The sequence below is a fragment of the Streptomyces sp. NPDC005533 genome (assembly GCF_042871845.1).
Taxonomy (GTDB): Bacteria; Actinomycetota; Actinomycetes; order Streptomycetales; family Streptomycetaceae; genus Streptomyces.
Genome location: NZ_JBIAJH010000008.1, coordinates 53939 through 78741, shown reverse-complemented (window position 1 = coordinate 78741; position 24803 = coordinate 53939). Strand labels below are relative to the sequence as shown.

Below are 24803 nucleotides of genomic sequence, written 5' to 3'. Positions count from 1 at the left end.
GTGGCACTCATGCCGATCACGCCGCCGCGGCAGGCAGCCCCGAAGCCTGCTCGGGCAGATCACCGCCGTCCCGGCAGCCCAGCTCCTTGGCCAGGGCGCGGGCGGCGGAGTGTGCGATGACCAGGTAGTCGTTCCCCAGCTCCGCCTTCCAGGTGCCCTGTTCCCACTGGTTCTCGAAGGTGGCGGTGACTCTCAGGGTCCCCACGGTCCCGACCCGGGAGCTCTGGCAGTCGAAGGCGATCGCCCGCGCGTTCTCCCTGCTCATCACGCGCACGCCCGTGCCCCGCTCCCCCTGGGGGCCCGGCCGCAGCCGGATCTCCCCGACCCGGCTGCCCGATCCGACCTGCCCGGTCGCCAGACACACCGGTACGGGGCGTGCGTCCTCCACAGCCTTGGCCATGACCGCCGCGCTCACGGCCTGGTCGTCGTCCGGCACCAGGTACTGGGCCTGGAGCACGCGCTGCAACGCATCCCCGGCCGCCGCGTCGAGCAGCCCGGGACAGGCGTCGCCCGTCGCCGCGACGGGGTCCTTCACGGGAGGCTGCTTCGCCTCGGTGTCGGAGCCGCATCCCGCGAGCAGGAGCGCACCCGCCACGAGCCCCGAGAGCCGCATCGCCCGTGTCCTCGTCCAAGCCATTCGTCGCCCCTTCTCCGCTCCGATGTGTCGGGCTGCCGCGCCGTTCACGACGTCCCGGCCGCCGATGCCACCTGGTCGCGTCCGGCCGAATGGCCGTTGGTGGTCTCCCGGGAGGCGGCTCCGGCCAGTACGTCGACGTCCGTCCGCGACATACCCGTCCCGGTCGCCGCGTTGATCACAGCGCTTCTCGCGGCATCACTCGCCCTCGTCTGGGCGTCGGCGTACATCCTGGACACGTCGTTCTCCATGTCACCCGTCAGCTTCTGGCCGTCCTTCTTGGCCTCGTCGACGAAGTGCTCGGTGACGTCCTCCTGCACCCACTCGACGATGTCGCCGGCCAGCGGCACCAGCTCGAGGTATTTGCCGCCGGCCGCGGTGATGCCGCGGTTGATCCACTTGGCGTTGTCCTCGACGCCCTTGACGTACTCCTCCGCCTTGTGGGCGGCTTCGGAGTGCATGTTCTGGGCTCTGGCCTCCGTGAGCATTCCGGCGATCTCGCCGCCCGGATGGACGGCGTTGCCGATCGCCGCGTCCACGAGCCCGTTGTCGCCGCGATGCACGATGAGGTCGCTGACGAGGACCCCGGTGAAGGCCTGGTTGGCATTGGTGATCGCGCCGTAGGCCTCCGGATCCTGGCCCACGGCGCCCAGGAAGCGGGCCATGTCCGACTTGTTGAACTCGGCCATCTCACCGGACACCTTGATCTGACCGCCGCCGTTCTCGGCGGAGGCCTGCAAGTCGGGAATGTACTCGGCGGCCATCTGGCCGAAGTGCCCGGACAGGGCCGCCAGCGAAGCGTCGGTCTCGCTGTCGGGCGCCTTGACGACGAGGTCCGGGTCACCGCCGATCTTCTCGACGACGCGTTCCATGACGGCCGCCATCTCCTTGGTGTGGGCGACGGGCGGGGAGTCCTCGTCGCCCGGGCTCCGGTGGGAGACCGCCGCCATGAGGGCGTCGCCGAGCGCCTGCTGCGCCGGGTGGAGTTCGCCGGTCCGCGTGATGTCGAAGCTGTCCATGTACGGCTTCTTGTCGAGCATGTAGTCGACCATGCCTCGGTCCTTGCCGTGCTGGCCGCCGACCGGCTTGTCGTCCTTCGTGACGATGCCGTCCTTGTTGCTGTCCTCGCGGACCGGCTCGTTGAAGAAGGCCGTCGCCGCGTCCGGGTTGTTGCCCAGTGCCTCCATGAGTCCGGTCAGCGGGTAGAACCCGCGACCGTCCCCGCCCTGGCTGAGCACCGACTCCATGCCGTACGGGGTGTGGAACTCCCACGCGTTCGGATCCTTGCGGTCCATGGCGACCATGTCCCGGCCGACCGACGTCAGGAACTCCGTGTCGTACCGGCCCTCACGAAGCAGCGCGCCGAGAGCCTGGTAGCCGTAGATCTGCCGGACGCCGCCGAAGACGTCCATCTCCTTGCGGCCCGCCTTCATCAGTTGGGTCGTCCAGGCGGCGTCGAGGTGGTGGGGGACGTCCTTGTGCGTGGCGAGGCCGAGCATGGCGCCCATGTCGCTCTGGATGTTCGCGACCATCAGCGCGCGGTCCTTGCCCGGCGCCCCGAGGCTCGTCGCGTCGAGGGAGAGCTTGGAGTACATGTCCAGGGTGCCCTCGGCGCCGAGCGTCCGGTAGAAGCCCGTCGAGAACTCGGGGTCCTCGCGGTTGTCGTCGAGCAGTTCCTCCAGCTCGCGCAGCGCCTCGACGTTGCGCGCCGTGCCACCCTCGCCGGTGACCCTCTTCAGCAGGTCGGCGGCCCGGGCCGCCTGTTCGGCGTCGAGGGTCTCGAACGTCGGCCCGCTGAAGTCGTGTTCGTCGGTGACGTTCGCCTGGAGGGCGCGGACCAGGGAGTCGTCGGCGTCCTGGGCGTCCTCCACCGCGCGGTTGACGCGGGACTGCCAGGCGTTGCGGTTCGTGTTCAGGGTCTGCTGGTAGTCGGGGTCGTGGCGGGCCGCGTTCCGCTCCGCCTCGGTGGGCAGCGGGATCGCCGAGACCCGCCCGGTGGCGTCGATCCGGAAACCGGCCGCGGGGGCCTCGGCGGCGAGCTTCTTCAGTTCGTCCTGGGCGGCCTTGAAGGTCGCGTGCGCGTCGGCGAGGACCCGGTGCATGCCCTTGGCGGCCTTGGCCGCGTCCTCGAACTCCTTGGCCGTCTTGTCGACGAACCCCCGCGCCACCCCGGCGGTGACCCCGCTCCAGTCGGCCTTGTCGGCCTTCGCCTTCATGCCCGTACGCGCGGCCTCGGCCATCTCGTCCAGCTTGCCGGCCATCGCGGTCCAGTCGGTGACCGCCGTCTGGAGCTTGTCCAGCGGTGTGCTCATCACGTTCTCGTACGTCAGCATGCAGGCGCCCCGTCCCCTTCTGCTTCTTCTACTTCAGGAATTTGTCGATCGCGGACGCCGTGAAGTCTGCGTGGAGCTGCTGCTCGTCCTTGGCGTGGGAGGCGAGCGAGTAGTTCAGGCCGTTGGAGATGGTGGCGCAGGCGGCCACGAGCGTCTTGACCTGGCCCTCCCAGAGGCCGTGGGCCTTGAGCAGCGCCGCCCCGCTCGCGAAGCCCTCTTTGGTGAGGGCCCCGGCGGCCTCGGTGGTGGCGGTGGCGGCGTGCTTGCCGTCCGTCTGGAGACGGTTGTGCAGCTTGTACGCGTCGGAGCCGACGGCACCGATGTGGTCCTGGTTGAGCTCCAGGTCACCACCACCACCGCCACCACCGCCACCGCCTGGATCGGCGGGCACCTGGTTGAGCCGCATGGACACGTTGGCGGTGGCGGTGGCACGAGCCGCCGACCATTCCTTGTCGAACGACATCGAGCGAACTCCCGAGTCAGAGCCGGTAGATCAGGGTCAGGTTGCTTCAGAGCTCAGCGGTTGCGGCGTACGACGACCACGGTCACGGCGCCACCGATGAGCACGCAGGCTCCCAGACCGAGCGCGATCCAGGGCAGCGAGCTGCCGCTCTTCTTCTCCTCGGCCTTCGACGCGGCGGCGGGCGCCTTGCCCTCGGCGGGCGCGGAGGGCGCGGCGGACTTACCCGCGGCTGCGGCCGCCGCCAGGTCGGGCAGCGGGTACACGTCGGCGGGACCGGGGTCGCCGGGATTCTTCAGCGCGACACTGGGCCGGACCACGCCGTAGCCGACGTAGTCGTTGCGCCCGGAGCCGTCGACGGGCTTGCCGGCGTTGTTCAACAGAACACGGAGGACTTGGTTGTTGGTCCAGTCGGGGTGCGCGGACCAGAGAAGGGCGGCTGAGGCGGAGGCGAGGGCGGTCGCGTCACTGGTGCCGTGGTTCTTACAGACCCCCGTCTTGCCCGAGCATGCCGTAAAGATGTCCATGCCAGGTGCGGCCAGCTCTACTTGGGGACCGTGCTGCGATTCCTTGGTCGGCTCACCACCGGTGTCTACCGCGCCCACGCCGACCACCCCAGGGGTCGCACCCGGGTACTCAATCCGGTTCGTCGAATCGCCAGTGTTACCGACAGCGGCGAAGATCAGCTTTCCCTTCGCAAGGGCATACTTCACCGCGTCGGCCCGCGCCAGATCATCTTCCGGCGTGCCGCCCATCCCCAGGGACATATTGATGATCTTGGCGTCCGAGTCTGCCGCGTACCGAATCGCCGCAACCCAGGTGGGCGTCGCGCTTTCAGTATCCGCAACGAGGATGGGAAGAATCTTGGCGCCGGGAGCAAGACCGTAGCCGCCGTCGCCGCTCGGGTGCTTTCCCGTTCCGGCGATCAAGGCGGCCATGGTCGTGCCATGGCCGCCCTGGTCGGTGGGTCCGTCGGCGCCGTCCGGGGTGAATCGCTTGCCGGGGAGGAGCTGGCCTTGCAGTTCGGGAATCTCCCTGACCCCGTCGTCGATTACCGCGACGGTGACGCCCTTCCCCGTACTGATTTTCCAGATCTCGTCCGCCTTCATGGCGTCGAGATGCCATTGCTGCGATCGAATAGTGGCCGCGTGGGCCGGGGTCGCGGCGACCCCGGCCAGCAGCAGACCCACCAGGGCCGAGGTCGCCTTACGCATGCGCATCCCGTGCAACGTCCGTTCTGCTCAGTCGACCACGGGCGGGACAACACGGCGGTTGGCCTGCCAGGTCTCTTCGTCCTCGGCCAGGTAGTCGGGACGCTCGCCCTTCTGGTCGTCCCGCCGCTTGCCCGGAGTCTGCGCACGGGCACCCGCTTGCCCCCTGGCACCCGCGCTCGCGCCACCCGCGCCATTGCGCACGAGGCCCGAACCGCCCTGGGTGAACGGCTGACCGCTCGCGATCGGGCGAGCGCCCGCACCGGGCTTACCTCCGACGATGCCTCCCGGCTCCGAGGCAAGTCGCCGACCTGCCGCGAATCCGTTCTGCCCGCCTCCGTGGCCACCGCCGGGACCCATTCCGCCACCCATGCCACGGCCGGCGTGATTGCCTTCGCCGATGACGTTGCCACGCGGGATGCCCGAGTTGGGGCCGGTGGACGTCACCTGTCGGCCGCCCGTGATACCGCTGTCACGCGGGGGCATTCCCGGCATGCCGAGGGACTTGCCTCTGGGAGGGGGAGTCGTGGGACCGCCCAATCCCGGGTACGGGCCGAGGCCCGGAGGACCGGTGAGGCCGGGCGTCTTCACGCCTCTGACAGGCGGGAAGCCCATGGGCGGGAGAACGGGGCCGGGGGTGGGGCTCACGGGGCCCGTGGGCAGCGGGCCGGGCGTCGTCGTCACCGGCGGCACGGTCCGGTCCGGAAGCGTGGCGACGTTGTCGAGGTCGACGTCCACCTCGTGGTCCGGAGTCGTCGGCACGGGCACCGATGGAACCGTGCTGTCCGGCTGCTGCGGACGGCTGGTGACCGATCCGGGATCGTCCGAGGACGTGCTGTGCGACGAGCTCGAGGTGGTGTATCCGGAGCCCGTCGAGCCGTTCCCGCCGCCAGTTCCGCTACTAGACCGCGCGACGTCGTATTCGCCATCGCGAGCCGGCGGCACGAACACGTCCGGCGGCGGCGGGAACGTCGGGATCGTCGCGTTCTCCATGTTGGTGGCCGTCTTGTCGTACGCCCCGGCCAACTTGGTCATCGCGTCCACGGCCCGCGCGTGGTCCCCGCTCAGCTTCGACCAGGCCTCCTGGCCCATCTTCACCGCGTCGGGGTCGTTGTGGTACTCGCGGGACGTCGCGAGGTTCTCCTTGAGGGTCGCCTCCGCGGTCGCGTTGTACTTGGGCATGTCACCCGCGCCGTAGTCGGTCGGCATGACCTCGCGCATGATCTGGACGGCCTCGGCCATGTACGTGCCGCCGTCGGCGCTGTAGTCGGCCAGTACCAGCGTGGCGCTGCCCGTCTGGTTCACCCAGTTCTGGAACTTGGTGGCCGCTTCGCCCTCCCAGCCCTTGACCTGGTGCTTCTTGAGCAGCTCCCCGATTTTCCTGATCGTGACCGCGGCAGTCGTGAGCTGATTCGCGCAGTCATACGCCTTGTCCGGGTTCATCGCCGCGACCATGGCGTACAGCTGTGCGTGCGTGTAGCCCTCAAACTCGCTCATCCGAGAGCACCGCCCTTCTTCGTCGGCGTCGCAGCCTGACCGCCGTCGGCCGTCTTGCCCGCATACGGGTCGCGCTTCGCGTCGTACTGGTCATGGGCCTGCTTGGCGAGGAGGGCCATGCGCCGCTTCGTCTCCTCGTCGACGTCGGCGTAGCCCTTGCCCGCGGTCTGGATGGCGATGCCGAGAGCCTCGATCTGGACCGCCAGCCCCTTCGACAGGTTCTTCAGCTCCGAGTGGACCGTGTTGTACGCCTTGTAGAGCTTCTCGGCCTGAGTGAAGTTCTTGCCCAGAGCTCCCGCCGGCAGGGTGCCGTCTTCCAGCTTCCCGTGATCGGCCGGGGACTCCTTGAGCGTCTTCAGAAGGTCGTCAACCAGCTTCTGATAGTCCTTCAACTCGTCGTACTGGATCTGCAGCGCCGCAGCCGTCGCCCCGTAAGCCACACCTGCGGCCACGCCCAGCGGGCCCAAAAACCCCAGACTGAGGGCGGCTTGGACCGCGCCTGCCCCGTTGTCGTCTGCCACGTTGGCCTCCCCGTCTCCCCGTGGGAGTGGCGCCGGCGCCGCTCCCCGTCCCCGTTCGCACCCGTGTCCACGCACACGTGCACACGTGTACCGATCACTCTAGCGACAGGCACCGACAGCCCCAAGTCCGGGGTTGCACGTGCAATGTGGGTCACACGGTCACGAGTTGGACGTGGCCACCGCAGCCGATGGCCTGATCGGGAGCCTGTTGACCGGACGGCCCGTGGCCGCCCGCACCGCCGAGGCGATCGCCGCCGGGGTCGTGACCACCGGGACGGCGCTCGCCGCCTTGGCGCCGAACGGGGCCACCACGTCGCGTTCCTCGACCAGTTTGACGATGCGCACGGCCGGGGCGTCCAGCGACGTCGGCAGCGCGTAGCCCGTCAGGTCGGGGTGGCGGACCAGTCCGGCGACCGTGCGGAGGTTCTCCGTCAGGGCCGCGCCGACGCCCTGCGTGACGCCCGCTTCGATACGGGCTTCCAGCTGGCGGGGGTTGAGGACGCGGCCGACGTCCTGGGCGACCGCGAGTTCCACGACCCGTACCGAACCGAGTTCGATGTCCACGTCCACCACCGCGCGGATCGCGCAGAAGGCGAGGCCCACGAAGGCGTCGCCCTGACCGTCCCCGTCCAGGGGTTCCGTCGGGTGGGGGCGGCACTGGGCCGTCGCCCAGAGTTCCTTGCCCTCCATCGCCTCGGTGACGCTCATCGAGAAGGCGCCGTCGTACGACGTGATCCGGCCGTCCGCGATCTGCAGGAGCTCCGTCGACATGCCCAGCTTGTGGGCCATGGGCTGCAGGAGTTGGGTGCGGACCATCTTGGCCGCGCGTTCCACCGCGCCGCCCGACACCCACGTGTGGCGGCCGTGCGCCGACGGGCCGGCCGGCGGCTGGTCGGTGTCCACGGGGGCGACCGCCACCTCGTCGACGCCCAGCACCTCCTGGACGATCTGGCGGGCCAGCGTGCCGAAGCCCTGGCCGGTGTCGACCGCCGCGCAGATGACCGTGGCCACGCCGCCCACGACCTTGACGGTGGCCGTCGAGACCTCGTCGGTGCCCTCCGCGCCGAGCATGTGCACCATGCCGACGCCGTAGCCGACGCCGCGGCGCACCGCGCCCGGCTCGCCCGCGCCCTCCGGGCCGCCGGGCAGCAGCCACTCGTCCTCCGGGGTGTCCTTCGGGAGGCCGGGCAGCTCGAAGTCGCGGACCGCGCGCAGCAGTTCCGCCACCGGGGCCGGGCAGGTCACCGTCTGGCCGGTGGGGAGGAGGTCTCCCGTCGCCAGGACGTTGCGCATGCGCAGCTCCGCGCCGTCCATGCCGAGCGCGGCCGCGAGCTTGTCCATCTGGCCCTCGTACGCCGCGCACACCTGCATGGCGCCCTCGCCGCGGACGTGGCCGGAGGGCGGGTTGTTGGTGCGGACCGCCCAGCCCTCCACGAAGGCGTGCGGGACGACGTACGGGCCGCAGGCGAAGGCCACCGCCGCCGCCAGGGATTCCGCGGAGGCGTCGGCGTACGCGCCGGCGTCCATCAGGATCTGCGCCTCGACCTTGACCAGGCGGCCCTCCGCGTCCGCGTGGTGGCGGTAGCGCAGCAGGGTCGGGTGTCGGTGCGTGTGGCCGAGGAAGGACTCCTCGCGGGTGGCGGCCAGTTTCACGGGGCAGCCCGTGCGCAGGGCGAGCAAGCCGAGCGGGAGCTGGAAGGCGGCGTCCTCGCGGTCCGCCGTGGCGCCCGGCACCCCCGTGACGACCACCCGTACGCGGTCGGGTTCCAGTCCGAAGCAGGCGGCGGCCAGCGCGCGGTCGCTGTGCGGGTCGGTGGAGGCGGTGTAGAGCTCCACGCCGCCGTCGGGGCGCGGCACGGCCAGTCCGGCCTCGGCGCCGATGGGGGCGGGGTCCTGGCGGCCGATCCGGTACAGGCCCTCGACGACCACGTCGCCGGTCACCTCCGGATCGCCGTAGCGCAGCGGGATGTGCCGGATCAGGTTGCCGTCGGGGTGCAGGGGGGGCGCGCCGAACGACTGCTCGGGGTCGGTGACCGGGTCGAGCAGCTCGTACTCGACGGCGATGGCCGCCGCGGCGAGCCGCGCGGTGTCCGGGTGGTCGGCGGCGACGGCGGCGATGGGCTCGCCGTGGTGGCGTACGACGTCGTGGGCGAACACGGGCCGGTCGGCGATGCGGCGGCCGTGCGTCGTGGCGCCGGGCACGTCGGCGTGGGTAACGACGGCGCGCACGCCGGGCATCTCGGCGGCGGCCGTGGTGTCGATGGAGAGGATCCGGGCGTGGGCGTGCGGGGAGCGCAGCACGGCGGCCCACAGGAGGCCCTCGGCCCACAGGTCGGCGGCGTAGGGGAAGGTGCCCTCGGTCTTGGCGCGGGCGTCGGTGGCGGGCACGGACGCGCCGATGCCGCGCGGCACCTGCTGCTCCGAGGCCTCCGCCGACGGGGCGGCCAGGGCCGTCACCGTGGTGTTCACCGTTGTCGTCGCGGTCGCCGCGTCCTGCCCGCTCACGCCGTGCCTCCGTGGTGGATGCCGCCCTCGCCGGGCGCTGCCTGGTGCGGGATGCGCGCTTCCGGAGCCTGGCCCGGAGCCTGGCCCGCCGCCGCCGGGGTCTGGCCCTGGCCCGTGGGGTCCGCCGCGGCCGCCTCGCGCTCGGCCACGACCTCGCGCACGGCGTCGACGACCCCCGCGTAGCCGGAGCAGCGGCAGAGGTTGCCGCACAGCGCCTGACGGGTCTCCAGCTCGCTGGGGGCGTGATTGCCCTCCAGCAGGTCGTGGATGGTCATGGCCATGCCGGGCACGCAGAACCCGCACTGCACCGCACCCGACCTGCACAACGCCTGCTGCACGTCCGAGAGTTCCCCGTTGGTCGCGAGCCCCTCGACGGTACGCACCTCGCTGCCGGCGGCCGTCGCGGCCGGGACCAGGCAGGAGGCGACCAGCCGGCCGTCGACCTGCACGGCGCAGGCGCCGCACTCGCCCTGCGAGCAGCCGTCCTTGGCGCCGGCGAGGCCGAGGCGCTCGCGCAGCACGTACAGCAGGGACTCGCCGATCCAGGCGCCGGTGACGGGCCGGTCGGCGCCGTTGACGCGCAGCACGTACGAGGCCTGCGGGTGTTCGTGATGGGCGACGGCCTCGTCGGCCGTTCCTTCTTCGTACGTCGGCACCTCGCCCGGGATCCCCTGGGCGGTCCCCGCGTCCGGGAGTGCCACGCCGCTGTCGGCGGTGTCCGCACCCGGCGTGTGGTCGGCCGGTGTCTGCGGCGCGGCCGGCTCGTCCCGGGACCCGGGGTCGGCGGCCGCGGCGCCGGACTCCGGCAGGCCGGGCTCCGCCCCGGGCACGGCCTCGTGCGCGACGGCCTCGGGCGCGACAGCCTCGGCCTCGGGCTCCGGCGCCGGCTCGGGCTCCGGCGGCGACGCATGGCCGAAGGCCGCGAAGCCGTGCCCGTCGGTGCCCCCGGGCTGCGCCGGCTCGGCGGACTGCGCGGGCCCGGCCCCCGCCGGCGCTTCGGCCCGTACTCCGCCGAAGAGGTCCAGGCCGCCGGCGGCCACCGCCGGCGCGGCCGCGGGTTCGGCGGCCCCGCCCGGCTCCGGCGCTTCGCCGAAGGCGGTGAAACCGCGCCCGTCGGTGCCCGCGTGCGGCGTCGGCCCGCCGTGCCCGGTGTGCTCGCCCGGTTCCACGGGAGCCGTGTGCCCGGCGTACCCGACGTGTTCGGCGTACCCGACGTGTTCGGCGTGTTCCGCGGTCCGGGAGCCCTCGGAGTGCTCCGCCGCCGGGCCGTGGGCGGCGTCGATGTCGTGCGGGGCCGGGTGCACCGGCTCGCCCTCCGGGAGCGGGGTGCCCACGCCCGGGCCGCCCAGCACGCGCGGCCCGCGCCCGGCGGCGCCCACCCCGGGCCCGCCGAGCAGCCGCCCGGCGCCGTGCGGCGTCGCGGTGGCGACCGAGGCCGCGGCCTCGTCCGTGCCCGGCAGGACGCCCGCGTCCAGGCTCCCGTCCAGGTGCCCGTCCGGGTCCGCGGCCGGCTGCTGCGTCAGGTACGCCCAGGGCGCCGGGGCGCCGCCCGGCAGCGTCGCCGGGGCCTGGCTCCAGTCGGCGTCCAGTCCGCCCTGGCGGAAGTCGTTCTGCTGTCCCGGGAATTCGGAGAACTCGGGGACGGCCCACTGGCCGGTCGTCGAGGCCGCGGTCTCGGGCTCCTGCGCCGCCTCGGGGAAGCGCCACTCCGCCGTCGCACCCGGATCCGCCTGCTGCTCCGGCTCCGCCTCGGCGAAGGCCGCCGCGACCGACGCCGGGATCGGGATCGACGCGGGGATCGGCCCGCCCACCGACCCGGACCCGCCCATCGACCCGGACCCGGCCCCCGGACCCGAGCCGGCCGCGGGCGCCGGCCCGGCCGGAGCCGAACCTCCCGCCTCCGGCCACTGCACCGGGATCGTCCACGTACCGGTGGCCGCCGGGTCGGTGGTGGCCGAGCCGAGCGGCACGATCATCGGCGGCGGCACGTAGCCGTGCCCGGGCGCCGCGAGGGGCTCCCCGGTGCCGAGCGCGTCCAGCATGTCCTGCGGCAGTTTCACGAAGGCCGTGGCGTCCGAGTCGTACTCGCCGCCCTGCGGGACCGGTTCCCAGCCCCAGCCCGCCGTGCCGTTCCCCTGGGTCACGTTCGCGTTCTCGTTCTCGTTCTCGCTCATGAGGTCAGTGCCCTCCCCAGGGCCCTGCGTGCCAGCACGGCCACCGTCCGCCGCAGATGCAGTACACCGGGAGCCACCGGCTCCCCCTGGTCGGGCACACAGGCGGCCGCGACGTATTCGCCGAAGGCCTCCAGGGCCTCGGGGGCCAGGCTCCGCTCGCCGTCCCAGTCGATCAACGAGGCCACCCACTGCTCGGCCTCCAGCGGCCGCAGCGGCATCGGGGCCACCGCACCGATCGCACAGCGCACACCCCGGCGCGCGGGATCCAGTACGAGACCCACGGACGCCACCGCCCGCCCCGGCCCGGTACGCCCCGTGGCCTTCAGGAAGACCTGCGGCGCGTGCAGCAGCGGCACCCGGACGAAACCGATCAGCTCGCCCGGCCGCAGCATCTCGCGGCCGGCCAGCAGGTACGACACCGGGATCTCCCGCTGCCCGCCCGGGCCGACGATGACGAGGACGGCCTCCAGCGCGGCCAGCACGGGCAGTGCGTCACCCGTGGGCGCGGCGGTGGCGATGTTCCCGCCGAGGGTGCCCGCGTTGCGGATCTGCGGGGGCCCGGCGGCGCGCGCGGCGGCGGCCAGCGCCGGGATCAGAGCGGCGAAATCCGGCCGTCCCATCCGCGCGTGCGTGAGGCCCGCGCCGAGCAGCGCGTGGCCGTCCTGGTACTGCCAGCCCCGGATCTCGTTGATCCGGCCCAGGCCCACCAGAGCGGCGGGCCGCAGCAGCCCGGCGTTGACGGCGGCCATGAGGTCGGTGCCGCCCGCGACGGGCACGGCCGCGGGCATGGCGGTGAGCGCCGCCACGGCCTCGTCGAGCGAGGCCGGCAGTGTCACGGACTGCGCCACCTGGGGCCCCTGGGGACCCTGAGGTGAATCCGGTGCGTGCAGTGCGTGCGGTGCGTGCGTGGTCAACCCAGCTGCCCCTTCCCGATGTCCCGGTCCCGGCGCTCACGCCTGTCCGCCGTACGGTACGTGCTCACCGCCGGGACGTGGCAACTCTGGCACATCTTCCGGCCCGCCCCGCGCGAGGGTCCACCCCGTGCCACCGCCCCCGTGCGACCCCCCGTGCGCCCCCGTGCCCGGCTGCCGCACGCCCCGCGGCCCGCGCCGGACCGGGCCCGGGCCCGGCCGGTGCCCGACGTCCCGTACGCCCGCGGTGCCGCCTTCGCCGGAGCTCCTCCCAGAACGTCCGGTTTTCCCCGTATAGCGGGAAATCCAGCCAGAGTTCCGGACCCGTTCCCATTCCGTTCAGGTCCGCCGCCCGGCGCCCGTGTCACACGTTCGGGGGCGCGCCCTCGATCGGGCGTCCCCGCACCCCGGGCCGCCGCTGCCACGGCAACGGGCCGCCCGGTGGCCGGTAACCGACCCCGAGCACGTCCAGTCGCGCGTAGTGCGCCGCCATCCGCGCCTCGAAGTCCGGGTAGTCCCGCTCCGCCGGCTCCGGCAGCCGCGACCACACCACCTCCGCGAAGGCAGCCAGCCGCGGGAACGCCTGGTAGTCGACGCGGTCCTGGTTCTCCGTCACCTCGGTCCACACGTTGGCCTGCGCGCCCAGCACGTGCGCGGCCGCCCGCGCCGACAGCTTCGGCGGCACCGGTTCGAAGCGGTACACGTCCTCCAGCGTGCGCACGTACCCGATGGGCATCGGCTCGTCCCCGCCGCCCGCCTGACGGTGGTCCAGGTACACCTGCTGCTCGGGGCACATGACCACGTCGTGCCCGGCCTCGGCTGCGGCGATGCCGCCCGCGTAGCCGCGCCACGAGGACACGGCCGCCCCCGGCGCGAGGCCGCCCTCCAGGATCTCGTCCCACCCGATCAGCCGTCGCCCGCGCTCCGCGAGCCAGCCGTCGAAGTGCCGGACGAACCAGGACTGCAGGCCGTCCTCCCCGTCCACCCCCAGCTCGCGGATCCGCTCCTGCGCGGTGCCGGAGGCCTTCCACTGCGCCTTCGGGCACTCGTCGCCGCCCACGTGCACGAAGGGCGAGACCTCCGCCGGGAACAGTTCCAGCAGTTCCTCGAAGACCCCCTCGTAGAACCGCAGCACGGCCTCGGTCGGCGCGAGCACGTGCTCGCTGATCCCCCAGTCGTCCCACACCCGCAGCGCCGCCGTGTCGACCACGTCGGTGTTGCCGAGCTCCGGGTACGCGGCGATCGCGGCCTGCGAATGCCCCGGCACGTCGATCTCCGGGACCACCCGTACGTGCCGCTCGGCGGCGTACGCGACGATCTCGCGGATGTCGTCCTGCGTGTAGAAGCCGCCGTGCGGGGTCTCGTTCCACAGCGGCGACGCCCGGTGCCCCCACCGGCTGCGCGCCCGCCACCCGCCGACCTCGGTGAGGCGCGGGTACCGCTTGATCTCGACCCGCCAGCCCTGGTCGTCCGTCAGGTGCAGGTGCAGCACGTTGAGCTTGTGGGCGGCGAGCAGGTCGACGTACCGCAGCACCCCCTCCTTGGGCGTGAAGTGCCGGGCCACGTCCAGCAGCATCCCGCGCCAGCCGAACCGCGGGCCGTCCACGACCGTCCCGTGCGGCAGGCTCCACACCCGCGCCGGCCCGATCGGCGGTGCTTTGCGGTAGGCGTCGGGGCCGAGGAGCTGACGCAGTGTCTGGGCGGCCCAGAACAGCCCGGCGGCCGTCGCCCCCGTCAGTGCGGCGCCGTCCGGGCCGACGTCGATGCGGTACGCCTCCGGCCCGGGCTCCCCGACGGCCTCGGGGTCGACGCGCAGCCGCAGCTGGGCGCTGCGGCCGGCCCCGGCGGCGGGCAGCTCCCAGCCGGTGGCCGCGCCGAGCTCCCGCCGCAGCCACCGCGCGACCGTCCCGGCCCCGGGCCCGGCGTCGAGGAGCGGCTCGGGGCCGAAGGCGAAGCGCCGCCCGTCCGGGTGGAGGTCGGCGACCCGGGGTGCGGGGATGAGGTCCGTGCGGAGCAGGTCCATGCGTCGGCCCTTCGCGTCAGCGTGTTGCGCCCTGCGCAACGCACGTTCCGCAGAGTGCTCGTGGCGCCGACCCTAACGCGCCGCACGGGCACGGCAAAGGCCCCCGAGCGCGCTGTGGCACGCCGGGGGCCTCGGTCCCGCGAAGGAGGGAGGAAGGGGGGTGGGACTACTTGTCCTTCCCGCCCTTGTCCTTGTCCCCGCCGGGGCCCATGGACTCGTAGATCTCCTTGCACATGGGGCAGACCGGGTACTTCTTCGGGTCCCGGCCCGGCACCCAGACCTTGCCGCAGAGCGCGACGACGGGGGTGCCGTCGAGCGCGCTCGCCATGATCTTGTCCTTCTGGACGTAGTGGGCGAAGCGCTCGTGGTCGCCGTCACCGTGCGACACCTGCGGCGTCGGCTCTACGAGGGTCCCCGTGCCAGTCCCGCGCTCGGGCTCAAGAGTGCTCATGCAACCAGGGTACTTAACCCCGCGCCCGTCAGTTGAGCGACGGGTCGTCCGGATAGGTGGCGACCATCGCGAGTTCGCTGCGCTGGCGGCGCAGCACCGCCCGCCACAGCTGCTCGGGGTCGGGGAAGGACACGTCACCGGGCTCCGACTCCACGACGTACCAGGCGCCCTCGCCGAGCTCCTCCTCCAGCTGGCCCGGCCCCCAGCCGGAGTACCCGGCGAAGATCCGCAGGCCGCCGAGGGCCGCGGCCAGCAGCTCCGGCGGCGCCTCCAGGTCGACGAGACCGATGGCCCCGTGCACCCGGCGCCAGCCGAGCGGGCCCTCCTCGCCCGGGATGACCGCCAGCCCGAGGGCCGAGTCCAGCGCCACCGGCCCGCCCTGGAAGACCACGCCGGGCGCGCCGGCCAGGGGCGCCCACGCGAGCAGCACGTCGCCGACGCCGACGGGCGTGGGCCGGTTGAGGACCACGCCGAGGGAGCCCTGCTCGTCGTGGTCGAGCAGCAGCACCACCGCGCGGTCGAAGTTCGGGTCCGCGAGGGCGGGGGTGGCCACGAGCAGCCGCCCTGTGAGGGAGGACACCTCGGTCATGCCGCCATGATCCCGCACATTCGCGCTTTGCGGAGCCCCGGCGGAGCGATCGGATCGTCCGCAGCTCAGGGCGCACCGCAGCAGTGAGGAGCGCGCACGGACGGAGCAGACGGAATGCAACGCTCCGCCATGTGGTGGATACGCAGGGTGTTGTACCGAATTCATGACAGTCCTACGGCCACGTCGGCCTTACGAACAAGGGGGTGATGGCCCTTACCCTTTTCCCTGGCCCCCCTGCCCACCCCCTCTTCGGAACGCGAGATTCATGACCGTCACCGACGATGTCCTGCTTGTCCACGGCGGCACCCCGCTTGAGGGCGAGATCCGTGTCCGCGGCGCGAAGAACCTCGTGCCCAAGGCCATGGTCGCCGCTCTGCTCGGCAGCGAACCCAGCCGGCTGCGCAACGTTCCCGACATCCGTGACGTCCGTGTCGTACGCGGGCTGCTCCAGCTGCACGGGGTGACGGTCCGCCCCGGCGAGGAGCCGGGCGAGCTGGTGCTCGACCCCACCCACGTCGAGAGCGCCAACGTCGCCGACATCGACGCCCACGCGGGTTCGTCGCGCATCCCGATCCTGTTCTGCGGCCCCCTGCTGCACCGTCTCGGCCACGCCTTCATCCCGGGCCTCGGCGGCTGCGACATCGGCGGCCGGCCGATCGACTTCCACTTCGACGTGCTCCGCCAGTTCGGCGCGACCATCGAGAAGCGCGAAGGCGGCCAGTACCTGGAAGCCCCGCAGCGCCTGCGCGGCTGCAAGATCCGCCTCCCGTACCCGTCCGTCGGCTCGACCGAGCAGGTGCTGTTGACGGCCGTCCTGGCCGAGGGCGTCACCGAGCTCAGCAACGCCGCGGTCGAGCCGGAGATCGAGGACCTCATCTGCGTCCTGCAGAAGATGGGCGCGATCATCTCCCTCGACACCGACCGGACCATCCGCATCACGGGTGTCGACCGGCTCGGCGGCTACAACCACAAGGCGCTGCCGGACCGTCTGGAGGCCGCGTCCTGGGCTTCCGCGGCCCTGGCCACCGGCGGCAACATCTACGTGCGCGGTGCCCAGCAGCGTTCGATGATGACGTTCCTGAACACCTTCCGCCGGGTCGGCGGGGCGTTCGAGATCGACGACGACGGCATCCGCTTCTGGCACCCGGGCGGTCCGCTGAACGCCATCGCGCTGGAGACGGACGTCCACCCCGGTTTCCAGACCGACTGGCAGCAGCCGCTCGTCGTGGCCCTCACCCAGGCGTCCGGCCTGTCGATCGTCCACGAGACGGTCTACGAGTCCCGGCTCGGCTTCACCTCGGCGCTCAACCAGATGGGTGCTCACATCCAGCTGTACCGCGAGTGCCTGGGCGGCTCGGCCTGCCGCTTCGGCCAGCGCAACTTCCTGCACTCGGCGGTCGTCTCCGGCCCGACCAAGCTGCAGGGCGCCGACCTGGTCATCCCCGACCTGCGCGGCGGGTTCTCGTACCTGATCGCGGCGCTGGCCGCCGAGGGCACCTCGCGCGTGCACGGCATCGACCTGATCAACCGCGGCTACGAGAACTTCATGGAGAAGCTCGTGGAGCTCGGCGCGAAGGTCGAGCTGCCCGGCGGCGACCTCGTCTGATCCGCACCGCGCGCCTCGCGCACGCAGCAAGCCCCCCGGCCCCCGCACAGGGCCGGGGGGCTTGCTCGTGGCCCCCGCGGCCGGGCGGGGCACGCCGCGGGTCTGGCGGGGCGGCCCGCCAAGGGCCCTGACGGGCCCTCACAGGGCCTGCCGGGCCGCCCCGGACCCCCCGGGGTCGGACCGGGTCCGGCGCGGCTCCCCCGGGCCCCGCGCCCAACCCGCCCACCCGCGTGCCGCATGCCGCCCGTCGCCCGTACCGCCGCGTACCGTCCGCGTCCCGTCCGGTCCCGGACAGGCCGAAGGGCGGTCACCCCGCCCGGGGGTGACCGCCCATCGTCGTTCTGCGTACCACTGCCGTTCCAAAAGCCTGTGGGGCCCTCGGCGCCGGGGCGGGACTTACTTGCCCTTGGCGGCTTCCTTGAGCTTGGAGCCCGCGGAGACCTTCACGCTGTAGCCGGCCGGGATCTGGATGGGGTCGCCGGTCTGCGGGTTGCGCGCGGTGCGAGCGGCACGGTGGGTGCGCTCGAAGGTCAGGAAGCCGGGGATGGTGACCTTCTCGTCGCCCTTGGCGACAATCTCGCCGACGGTCTCGGCGAGCGCGGCCAGAACGGCGTCGGCGTCCTTGCGGGTCACCTCGGCGCGCTCGGACAGAGCGGCCACCAGCTCACTGCGGTTCATGTTGTACTCCCGTGTTCAACTTGCCTTAGAGGCGTGAGATCGAAGCCGATGCTGCCAGGGCCCTAGGACAGTCCCCGGACCCGGGTCTGAACGTCAGACCCTCTCGCCCGGTTACGCATCCTGCCCCCACCAGCGGCGGGAAAGCCAATCCGGCACCCGTCGGGGTCACACGAAAAGCGCCACAGTCACGCCGCGGTGACGCTCCGTCCATGCCATCGCTCGCACGCCGCTGCGGACCGCGGACCCCGCGGGCATCCCCGCAACCCTAGAGGCGCCCCACCGGGCCCGCATCTCGCGACGCGCCGGTGGCGACCCGCCGTGAGCGCTCTCACAGCGGGCCTCAGGCGCCCGACGCCGCCTTGCGGACGGCGCCCGCGACCGCGCCGGCGACCTTGTCGTTGAACACCGACGGGATGATGTAGTTCGCGTTCAGCTCGTCCTCGCCGACCACGTCCGCGAGCGCGCTCGCGGCGGCCAGCATCATCTCCGTGTTCACGGTGCGGGACTGGGCGTCCAGCAGACCGCGGAAGACACCCGGGAAGACCAGCACGTTGTTGATCTGGTTCGGGAAGTCGGAGCGGCCGGTGGCGACGACGGCGGCGGTCTGGCGGGCGACGGCCGGGTCCACCTCGGGGTCCGGGTTCGCGAGCGCGAACACGATGGCGCCTTCCGCCATCGCGGCGACGTCCTCGCCGGACAGCACGTTCGGGGCCGAGACGCCGATGAAGATGTCGGCGCCGACCACGGCCTCCTTCAGAGTGCCCGTGTAGCCCTCGGGGTTGGTGTTGTCGGCGATCCAGCGCAGCGGGGAGTCGAGGGCGGCGTCGACGAGGTCGGGGCGGCCCGCGTGCACGACGCCGTGGATGTCGGCGCTCACCGCGTTCTTGACGCCCGCCGCGAGGAGCAGCTTGAGGATGGCCGTGCCGGCCGCGCCGGCGCCCGACATGACGACCTTGACGTCGCCAACTGCCTTGCCCACCACGCGCAGTGCGTTGGTGAGGGCGGCGAGCACCACGATGGCGGTGCCGTGCTGGTCGTCGTGGAAGACGGGGATGTCGAGGGCCTCGCGCAGCCGGGCCTCGATCTCGAAGCAGCGCGGCGCGGAGATGTCCTCCAGGTTGATGCCCGCGAAGCCGGGGGCGATGGCCTTGACGGCCGCCACGATCTCGTCGGGGTCCTGGGTGTCCAGGCAGATCGGCCACGCGTCGATGTCGGCGAAGCGCTTGAAGAGGGCCGCCTTGCCCTCCATGACCGGCATGGCGGCCATCGGGCCGATGTTGCCGAGGCCGAGCACGGCGGAGCCGTCCGTCACGACTGCGACGGTGTTGCGCTTGATGGTGAGGCGGCGCGCGTCCTCGGGGTTCTCGGCGATCGCCATGCACACGCGGGCCACGCCCGGGGTGTAGATCATGGAGAGGTCGTCGCGGTTGCGGATGGGGTGCTTGGACGCCATCTCGATCTTGCCGCCGAGGTGCATCAGGAAGGTTCGGTCGGAGACCTTGCCGAGGCTGACGCCCTCGATCCCGCGCAGTTTCTCGACGATCTCGTCCGCGTGGGCGGTGGAGGTCGCGGCGATGGTGACGTCGATCCGGAGCTTCTCGTGGCCGGATGCGGTCACGTCGAGGCCGGTGACGGAACCGCCGGAGGACTCCACGGCGGTGGTGAGCTGGGAGACCGCGGTTCCGCTCGCGGGCACTTCCAGGCGGACCGTCATCGAATACGAGACGCTGGGCGCCGTTGCCATGACCGTGTTTCCTCTTCTGTCCCTGGTTCGCTTGACACAGGGCCCCGCTACACGGCAGGTGCGGCAGGCCCTGTTGTCCGATCGTCCCACCTACCAGCCAGTACAAGGTAACCAGCTACAAATTTCGGAAAGACTCTTCCACCATACGAGATAGCAGGGGGGTTCGGAATGGTGGGTCCATACAAAACAGGTCCGCGCCCTCCACTGGTGGAGGGCGCGGACCTGGTGATTCACACGTCTATGACACCGACCCGCCATGCTCGCCTCGCGGCAAGTGGTCGCTCTAAGCGACGAAGGTTGGGCCCGGGGGCTTGGATCGAGTCGGTGCCGTACCCAGGCTAACAAAGGATCGCCGAATGTGATCCCCCTGCTCGCAGTCGGTTCGCGCCACCACGCTCCTGGCCGCGGACCATACGGATGTACGAGGCCCTGAGCAGGGCCTCGGCCACGCCGTGAACCGCCCCCGCGGGGCGGCCCCCTACGGCAGCAGCAGCTCCGGCACGCCGTCCGCGCCCGGCTTGTCCCGGTCGGCCGAGACCACCGTCAGCTGCTGCGTCGCCCGCGTCAGCGCCACGTACAGCACGCGCAGGCCCGCCGGGGACTCGTCCGCGATCTCCGCCGGGGAGACGACCACCGTGGCGTCGTACTCCAGGCCCTTGGCCTCCAGGCTGCCCAGCGCCACCGCCCGCGCGCCCAGGTCGGCGAGCCAGCCCGCGGCCTCCGCGCGCCGGTCCATGGCCACGACCACGCCGACGGTGCCGTCCACCTGCTCCAGCAGCCGCCGGGTCTCCTCGCGGACCGCGGCCCCCAGATCGCCCTGGGCCGCCGTGAACCGGGGCTGCAGGCCCGTGGAGCGGACCGCCGAGGGCGGCTCCATGCCGGGCATCGCCAGCCGCAGCACCCGGGAGGCCACCTCGGCGACCTCCGCGGGGTTGCGGTAGTTGACCGTCAGCGTGAACCGGCGGCGGGGCCGGCTGCCCAGCGCCTCGTCGCGGGCCGCGGCCGCCTCCTCCGGATCGGTCCAGGAGGACTGCGCCGGGTCGCCGACCACCGTCCAGGTGCCCATCCGGCCCCGGCGGCCCACCATCCGCCACTGCATCGGCGTCAGGTCCTGTGCCTCGTCCACGATGACGTGCGCGTACTCGGTGCGCTCCGCCGCGAGCCGCTCGGCCCGCTCCCACTGGGTCTCCTCGCGGACCGGCATCAGCTCCTCCAACCCGCTGAGCTGGTCGAGCGGGTCCATCTCCCGCCTCCGCTTCGGCCGTGCCGGGGCGCCGAGCAGCTGCTGGAGCTCGTCGAGGAGCGCCACGTCGTGCACCGACAGGGGGCCCTTGCCGTCCGGGCCCACCCGGCGCAGCGAACGCGCCAGCTGGCGGGTCTCGCGCGGGTTCAGGTCCCGCCGTGACCAGCGGGCCAGGTGGCGCTCGTCGGCCAGCGCGGCGAGGACGGCGCGCGGGGTCAGCTCGGGCCACCAGGCGTTCAGGAAGCCGATGAAGGCGTCCTCGGTGGAGATGTCCTCGTCGAAGGCGGAGCGCAGCTCGGCGGCCAGCTCCGGGTCGCTGTGCCGGCCGGCGCCGCCGGACTTCGCGTACAGGGCGTCGAGCAGCAGCTTGCGGGCGCGCGGGCGCAGCAGGTTGACCGGGGCGGTGCCGCTGAGCACGTTCTGCCGGATCCGGTTCAGCTCGTCCGCTTCCAGCTCCTGGCGGCGGCCGAAGGCCACCACGCGCAGCCGGTCGGGCGCGCCGCCGAGTTCGAGCGCGCCCCGTACGGCCTTGCGGAGCACCTTCAGCATCCGGGAGGAGCCCTTGATGCGGGCCACGGCCGGGGAGTCGTAGGTGGTGGCCTCCGCGCCGTCGACGAGGGAGCCGAGCGCGCGGATGGCGACCTGGCCCTCCTCGCCGAGGGAGGGCAGCACGCCCTCGGTGTACGCGACGAGCAGCGGGGTCGGCGAGACGATCAGGATGCCCCCGGAGTAGCGGCGCCGGTCCTGGTAGAGCAGGTAGGCGGCGCGGTGCAGGGCGACGGCGGTCTTGCCGGTGCCGGGTCCGCCCGCGACCTCGGCGACGGAGGCGGCGGGGGCCCGGATGACCAGGTCCTGCTCGGCCTGGATGGACGAGACGATGTCGCGCATCGAGTGCGTACGGGCCCGGCCGAGGGCGGCCATCAGGGCGCCGTCGCCGATGGCGGGGAGCTCCCGGCCGTCGAGGAAGGCGGTGACCTCGGGGCGCATCAGGTCGTCCTCGACGCCCAGCACCTTGCGGCCCTTGGAGCGGATGACGCGGCGGCGCACGACGCGGCCGGGGTCCTTCGGCGTGGAGCGGTAGAACGGCGCGGCGGCCGGTGCCCGCCAGTCGATGACCAGCGGCGAGTAGTCGGAGTCCAGGACTCCGATGCGGCCGATGTGCAGGGTCTCGGCGACGTCGGCCGTGAGGTCCTCGCGGATCGCGTCGTCGGCCGGCTCGACGGAGGTGTACGCGCCGTCCGGGCCGCGCTCCCCGTCCTTGCCGAGCACCAGGTCGATGCGGCCGAAGAGGAAGTCCTCGAACTCGTTGTTGAGCCGGTTCAGGTGGATGCCCGCCCGGAAGACCTGCGCGTCGCGCTCGGCGAGCGCGCCGGGCGTCCCCACCTGGCCGCGCTTGGCGGCGTCGTTCATGAGGAACTCCGCCTCGTGGATCTTCTCCTCAAGGCGTCGGTACACCTGGTCGAGATGCGTCTGCTCGACCGCGATCTCCCGATCGCGGACGGAATCCGCCGTGCTGTCGACAGCGGCATTCTGCGCGGCCACCAAGGCCCCCTTCTGACGTGCATGGGCGACCGTCAACCGTACGCGAACCGGCGGCCTGTCCGCACGCCCGTTCCGGAACCGGTCTCGCTGGGTGATACGCCCGCTACCGGGATCCGGACGCCAGGGCCCGGCGGCGGTGCCGGGCGACGCGCTCGCGGTTTCCGCACAGCTCGCTGGAGCACCAGCGGCGCCGGTGTCCGCGGGAGGTGTCCAGGTAGACGCGGGTGCAGCCGTCGCCCTCGCAGGCCCGTAGCAGCGCCAGCTCGCCGGGGTCGGTGAGCAGCTCGACGGCGTCCCGGGCGACGGCCGCCAGCAGCGCGCCGCATTCCACGCCGCCGCACAACTCGCGCACCAGGTGCCCTTCTTGGTCCCGAACGGCACACAGACCCGGGGGTGGTCCGGCGGCCAGCGCGTTGACCCGGGCGAGGGCCTTCGCCGTGCCCGCGGACGGGGCCGCGGCGCCGGCGAGCTCCGCCCGTACGAGGGTTTCCACGTCGCCGCGCAGGGCCCGGAAGGCCGCCGCCCAGTCGGGCCCGACCCGGGCCAGCGGTGTCCGGTCGGGCACCAGCCCGGCCCCGGCGAGCCACACCCGCAGCTCGTCGCCGTCCGGGATCCCCTCGTGCGGGGTGAAGGTGGCCACCAGGTCCAGACAGACGCGCCCGGAGTCGAACCGCATGCCGTCAGCCTCCCGTCGTGGGGTGCCGTACCAGATTGCCGCCCGGCGGGTCGCAGCGGAAGCCCCCGAACCGGTGCCTCCGGGGGCTGGGGCCGCCGCATCCGGCCCCGTCGGCGTGTGCGGCGGAAGGGCCGGGCCACCGAAGGGCGCGGGGCCGGTGGCAGCGCGCCCCCGCTAGGGGGCCGGCGGGTCGTCGTGCAGCAGGCGCTGGAAGAGGCGGTGGTCGCGCCAGGCGCCGTTGATGTGGAGGTAGCGCGGGGCGAGGCCGTAGAACTCGAAGCCCGCCTTCGCCAGTACGCGCTGCGACGCGAGGTTGTCGACCAGGGTCCCGGCTTCCACCCGGTGCAGGCCGATCTCGTCGCGGGCGACCCGGCAGACCTCCTCCACCGCCGCGGTGGCCAGCCCCTTGCCGTGCCAGGCGGGGTCGACCCAGTAGCCCACGCCGCCGCTGCACAGCGGCCCGTGGGCGATGGAGCCGAGGTTGATCGCGCCGACGGGCGCACCCGTGGCCGTCTCGACGAGCACGTACGGGACGATCCGTCCCGCGTCCCGCTCGGCGAGGATCCCCTCGATGCGCTCCCGCTGCCCCCGCTCCGTGTAGTACGCGTCCGTCCGGAGCGGCTCCACGTGCGCCATGAACGCCCGGTTCCGGGTGAACGCCTCGGCCAGCCCCGCGGCGTCGCCGAGCTCGACGCCCCTCATCTCCACGCCGTCAATGATCATCCCGGCACGCTAGCCGAGGACCCCCCGAGCCGTCACCGCGTCGAGCGGCAACTCCCCGTACTTGGCCTCGCCGCCCGCGTCCAGCGACAGCCGGTACCCCCGTTTGACGACGGTCTGGATCAGGTGGGGCGCCCCGAGCGCCGCCCGCAGCCGGGCCATGGCCGTCTCCACGGCGTGCTCGTCGCGGCCCGCGCCCGGCAGCACCCGCAGCAGGTCCGCGCGGGCCACCACCCAGCCCGGCCGCCGGGCCAGGGCGCGCAGCAGGGCCATCCCGGCCGGCGGCACCGGGCGCAGCTGCGCGTCCAGCAGGACGGCGTGGCCGCGGATCTCCATGCGGTGCCCGGCCACCGGCAGCACCCGGGCCCGGCCCGGCAGTTCGCGGCAGAGCAGCTGCACCAGCGGGCCCAGCCGGAAGCGTTCCGGCTGCACCGTGGCCACCCCCTGCGCCTGCAGCGGCAGCGCCGTCACCGGCCCGACGCACGCGGACACCAGCGGGCCGCGCAGCGCGTCCAGCACGGCCTCCCGTACGCCCCGCTCCCCGGCCCGGGACAGCAGGGAGGCCGCCGCCGGAGCCGAGGTGAAGCTGACGGCGTCCACGCCGCCGCCGACGATCGCGTCGAGCAGCCGGTCCAGCGGCCCGAGGTCCTCCGGCGCCATCCACCGGTACACCGGCACCACGACCACGTCGGCGCCGCCGGCCCGCAGCGCCTCGACGAAGCCGGGCAGCGGCTCCCCGTGGAGCTGGAGGGCGATCCGGCGGCCCGCCACCCCGGCCGCCAGCAGCCGTTCCAGTACCTCGGCGAGCGACTCCGAATCCGGGGACCAGGTCTCGACGAGCCCGGCTGCCCGGATGGCGCCCTTCACCTTCGGCCCGCGCGCGAGCAGTTCGGTGGCCCGCAGCCGCTCCAGCAGTTCCTCGCCGATGCCCCAGCCGTCGGCCGCCTCGATCCAGCCCCGGAAGCCGATGGCGGTGGTGGCCACGACGACGTCCGGTGCGCAGCCGATGAGTTCCTTGGTGGCGGCGAGCAGTTCGCTGTCGTCGGCGAGGGGGACGATCCGCAGCGCCGGCGCGTGCAGCACCGCCGCTCCGCGCCGGCGCAGCAGCGCGATGAGTTCGTCCGCCCGCCGGGCAGCGGTGACCCCGACCCTGAAGCCCGCGAGGGGGCCGGTGTCCGTGCCGGTGTTCGTGCCGGCGTGGGTGTTCGTGTCCGTGTCGGTGCTCGTGTCGGTGTTCGTGTGGTCCATCGTGACCTGCCTACTGACGCATGGGGCGGGGCGGAGC

General features: G+C 72.9%; 19 protein-coding genes. 1 reads left to right on the top strand and 18 read right to left on the bottom strand.

Annotated elements, in window-relative coordinates; genetic code table 11:
- Positions 1-16: 16 nt before the first annotated feature.
- The 12 genes from ACFYP3_RS10445 to ACFYP3_RS10390 form a co-directional block, all read right to left on the bottom strand.
- Complete coding sequence (locus ACFYP3_RS10445) at positions 17-637, bottom strand: hypothetical protein (RefSeq protein WP_388829825.1); 621 nt, start codon at positions 635-637, stop codon at positions 17-19.
- A gap of 44 nt (positions 638-681) precedes the next feature.
- The gene (locus ACFYP3_RS10440) at positions 682-2967 is read right to left on the bottom strand and encodes a hypothetical protein (RefSeq protein WP_388829822.1); all 2286 of its coding nucleotides are present in this window, start codon (positions 2965-2967) and stop codon (positions 682-684) included.
- 28 nt (positions 2968-2995) lie between these two features.
- On the bottom strand, positions 2996-3430 hold the full coding sequence (locus ACFYP3_RS10435) for a hypothetical protein (protein WP_388829819.1): 435 nt from the start codon (positions 3428-3430) through the stop codon (positions 2996-2998).
- Between the two features lie 53 nt (positions 3431-3483).
- The gene (gene mycP / locus ACFYP3_RS10430) at positions 3484-4647 is read right to left on the bottom strand and encodes a type VII secretion-associated serine protease mycosin (RefSeq protein WP_388829816.1); all 1164 of its coding nucleotides are present in this window, start codon (positions 4645-4647) and stop codon (positions 3484-3486) included.
- Between the two features lie 21 nt (positions 4648-4668).
- Complete coding sequence (locus ACFYP3_RS10425) at positions 4669-6093, bottom strand: WXG100 family type VII secretion target (RefSeq protein WP_388829813.1); 1425 nt, start codon at positions 6091-6093, stop codon at positions 4669-4671.
- Between the two features lie 38 nt (positions 6094-6131).
- On the bottom strand, positions 6132-6656 hold the full coding sequence (locus ACFYP3_RS10420; RefSeq protein WP_388829811.1) for a hypothetical protein: 525 nt from the start codon (positions 6654-6656) through the stop codon (positions 6132-6134).
- Positions 6657-6815: 159 nt separating this feature from the next.
- Positions 6816-9113: a xanthine dehydrogenase family protein molybdopterin-binding subunit gene (locus tag ACFYP3_RS10415; RefSeq protein WP_388830230.1), complete on the bottom strand. Its 2298-nt coding sequence runs from the start codon at positions 9111-9113 to the stop codon at positions 6816-6818.
- A gap of 44 nt (positions 9114-9157) precedes the next feature.
- Positions 9158-11335 (bottom strand): 2Fe-2S iron-sulfur cluster-binding protein, encoded by a 2178-nt coding sequence (locus ACFYP3_RS10410; RefSeq protein ID WP_388829809.1) that lies wholly within the window; start codon positions 11333-11335, stop codon positions 9158-9160.
- Positions 11332-12249, bottom strand: coding sequence for an FAD binding domain-containing protein (locus tag ACFYP3_RS10405; protein WP_388829807.1), 918 nt, complete (start codon positions 12247-12249; stop codon positions 11332-11334). The genes ACFYP3_RS10410 and ACFYP3_RS10405 overlap by 4 nt, the downstream gene beginning before the upstream one ends.
- Before the next feature lie 361 nt (positions 12250-12610).
- Positions 12611-14269, bottom strand: a complete 1659-nt coding sequence (locus ACFYP3_RS10400) for a beta-N-acetylhexosaminidase (protein WP_388829804.1) — start codon at positions 14267-14269, stop codon at positions 12611-12613.
- A gap of 166 nt (positions 14270-14435) precedes the next feature.
- On the bottom strand, positions 14436-14720 hold the full coding sequence (locus ACFYP3_RS10395; protein ID WP_030010729.1) for a DUF3039 domain-containing protein: 285 nt from the start codon (positions 14718-14720) through the stop codon (positions 14436-14438).
- 28 nt (positions 14721-14748) lie between these two features.
- A complete protein-coding gene (locus ACFYP3_RS10390; protein WP_388829800.1) occupies positions 14749-15309 on the bottom strand; it encodes a YqgE/AlgH family protein in 561 nt (186 codons plus the stop codon).
- 265 nt (positions 15310-15574) lie between these two features.
- Between ACFYP3_RS10390 and murA the strand changes: the two genes are divergently transcribed.
- Positions 15575-16915 (top strand): UDP-N-acetylglucosamine 1-carboxyvinyltransferase, encoded by a 1341-nt coding sequence (gene murA / locus ACFYP3_RS10385; protein ID WP_319721912.1) that lies wholly within the window; start codon positions 15575-15577, stop codon positions 16913-16915.
- Positions 16916-17311: 396 nt separating this feature from the next.
- Here the strand turns inward: murA and ACFYP3_RS10380 are convergent, their stop codons facing one another.
- The 6 genes from ACFYP3_RS10380 to ACFYP3_RS10355 all read right to left on the bottom strand — a co-directional run bounded on the left by ACFYP3_RS10380 (position 17312) and on the right by ACFYP3_RS10355 (position 24766).
- Complete coding sequence (locus tag ACFYP3_RS10380; RefSeq protein WP_007264399.1) at positions 17312-17593, bottom strand: HU family DNA-binding protein; 282 nt, start codon at positions 17591-17593, stop codon at positions 17312-17314.
- 340 nt (positions 17594-17933) lie between these two features.
- Positions 17934-19337, bottom strand: coding sequence for an NAD-dependent malic enzyme (locus ACFYP3_RS10375; protein ID WP_388829796.1), 1404 nt, complete (start codon positions 19335-19337; stop codon positions 17934-17936).
- 478 nt (positions 19338-19815) lie between these two features.
- Positions 19816-22122, bottom strand: coding sequence for a HelD family protein (locus tag ACFYP3_RS10370; protein ID WP_388829794.1), 2307 nt, complete (start codon positions 22120-22122; stop codon positions 19816-19818).
- 103 nt (positions 22123-22225) lie between these two features.
- On the bottom strand, positions 22226-22798 hold the full coding sequence (locus ACFYP3_RS10365) for a CGNR zinc finger domain-containing protein (protein WP_388829791.1): 573 nt from the start codon (positions 22796-22798) through the stop codon (positions 22226-22228).
- A gap of 174 nt (positions 22799-22972) precedes the next feature.
- Complete coding sequence (locus tag ACFYP3_RS10360) at positions 22973-23521, bottom strand: GNAT family N-acetyltransferase (protein WP_388829789.1); 549 nt, start codon at positions 23519-23521, stop codon at positions 22973-22975.
- A 9-nt stretch (positions 23522-23530) separates the two neighbouring features.
- Entirely contained in the window at positions 23531-24766 is a 1236-nt protein-coding gene (locus ACFYP3_RS10355; RefSeq protein WP_388829787.1) for a uroporphyrinogen-III synthase, read from the bottom strand.
- Between the last annotated feature and the right edge of the window lie 37 nt (positions 24767-24803).

What these genes read in the sequence shown, in the direction of transcription:
- ACFYP3_RS10380 (WP_007264399.1), bottom strand. Translation starts at nt 17,593, where the DNA reads ATGAACCGCAGTGAGCTGGTGGCCGCTCTGTCCGAGCGCGCCGAGGTG.
- ACFYP3_RS10445 (WP_388829825.1), bottom strand. Translation starts at nt 637, where the DNA reads ATGGCTTGGACGAGGACACGGGCGATGCGGCTCTCGGGGCTCGTGGCG.
- mycP (WP_388829816.1), bottom strand. Translation starts at nt 4,647, where the DNA reads ATGCGCATGCGTAAGGCGACCTCGGCCCTGGTGGGTCTGCTGCTGGCC.
- ACFYP3_RS10360 (WP_388829789.1), bottom strand. Translation starts at nt 23,521, where the DNA reads ATGATCATTGACGGCGTGGAGATGAGGGGCGTCGAGCTCGGCGACGCC.
- ACFYP3_RS10400 (WP_388829804.1), bottom strand. Translation starts at nt 14,269, where the DNA reads ATGGACCTGCTCCGCACGGACCTCATCCCCGCACCCCGGGTCGCCGAC.
- ACFYP3_RS10395 (WP_030010729.1), bottom strand. Translation starts at nt 14,720, where the DNA reads ATGAGCACTCTTGAGCCCGAGCGCGGGACTGGCACGGGGACCCTCGTA.
- ACFYP3_RS10435 (WP_388829819.1), bottom strand. Translation starts at nt 3,430, where the DNA reads ATGTCGTTCGACAAGGAATGGTCGGCGGCTCGTGCCACCGCCACCGCC.
- ACFYP3_RS10390 (WP_388829800.1), bottom strand. Translation starts at nt 15,309, where the DNA reads ATGACCGAGGTGTCCTCCCTCACAGGGCGGCTGCTCGTGGCCACCCCC.
- ACFYP3_RS10365 (WP_388829791.1), bottom strand. Translation starts at nt 22,798, where the DNA reads ATGCGGTTCGACTCCGGGCGCGTCTGTCTGGACCTGGTGGCCACCTTC.
- ACFYP3_RS10375 (WP_388829796.1), bottom strand. Translation starts at nt 19,337, where the DNA reads ATGGCAACGGCGCCCAGCGTCTCGTATTCGATGACGGTCCGCCTGGAA.
- murA (WP_319721912.1), top strand. Translation starts at nt 15,575, where the DNA reads ATGACCGTCACCGACGATGTCCTGCTTGTCCACGGCGGCACCCCGCTT.
- ACFYP3_RS10355 (WP_388829787.1), bottom strand. Translation starts at nt 24,766, where the DNA reads ATGGACCACACGAACACCGACACGAGCACCGACACGGACACGAACACC.
- ACFYP3_RS10440 (WP_388829822.1), bottom strand. Translation starts at nt 2,967, where the DNA reads ATGCTGACGTACGAGAACGTGATGAGCACACCGCTGGACAAGCTCCAG.
- ACFYP3_RS10410 (WP_388829809.1), bottom strand. Translation starts at nt 11,335, where the DNA reads ATGAGCGAGAACGAGAACGAGAACGCGAACGTGACCCAGGGGAACGGC.
- ACFYP3_RS10425 (WP_388829813.1), bottom strand. Translation starts at nt 6,093, where the DNA reads ATGGTCGCGGCGATGAACCCGGACAAGGCGTATGACTGCGCGAATCAG.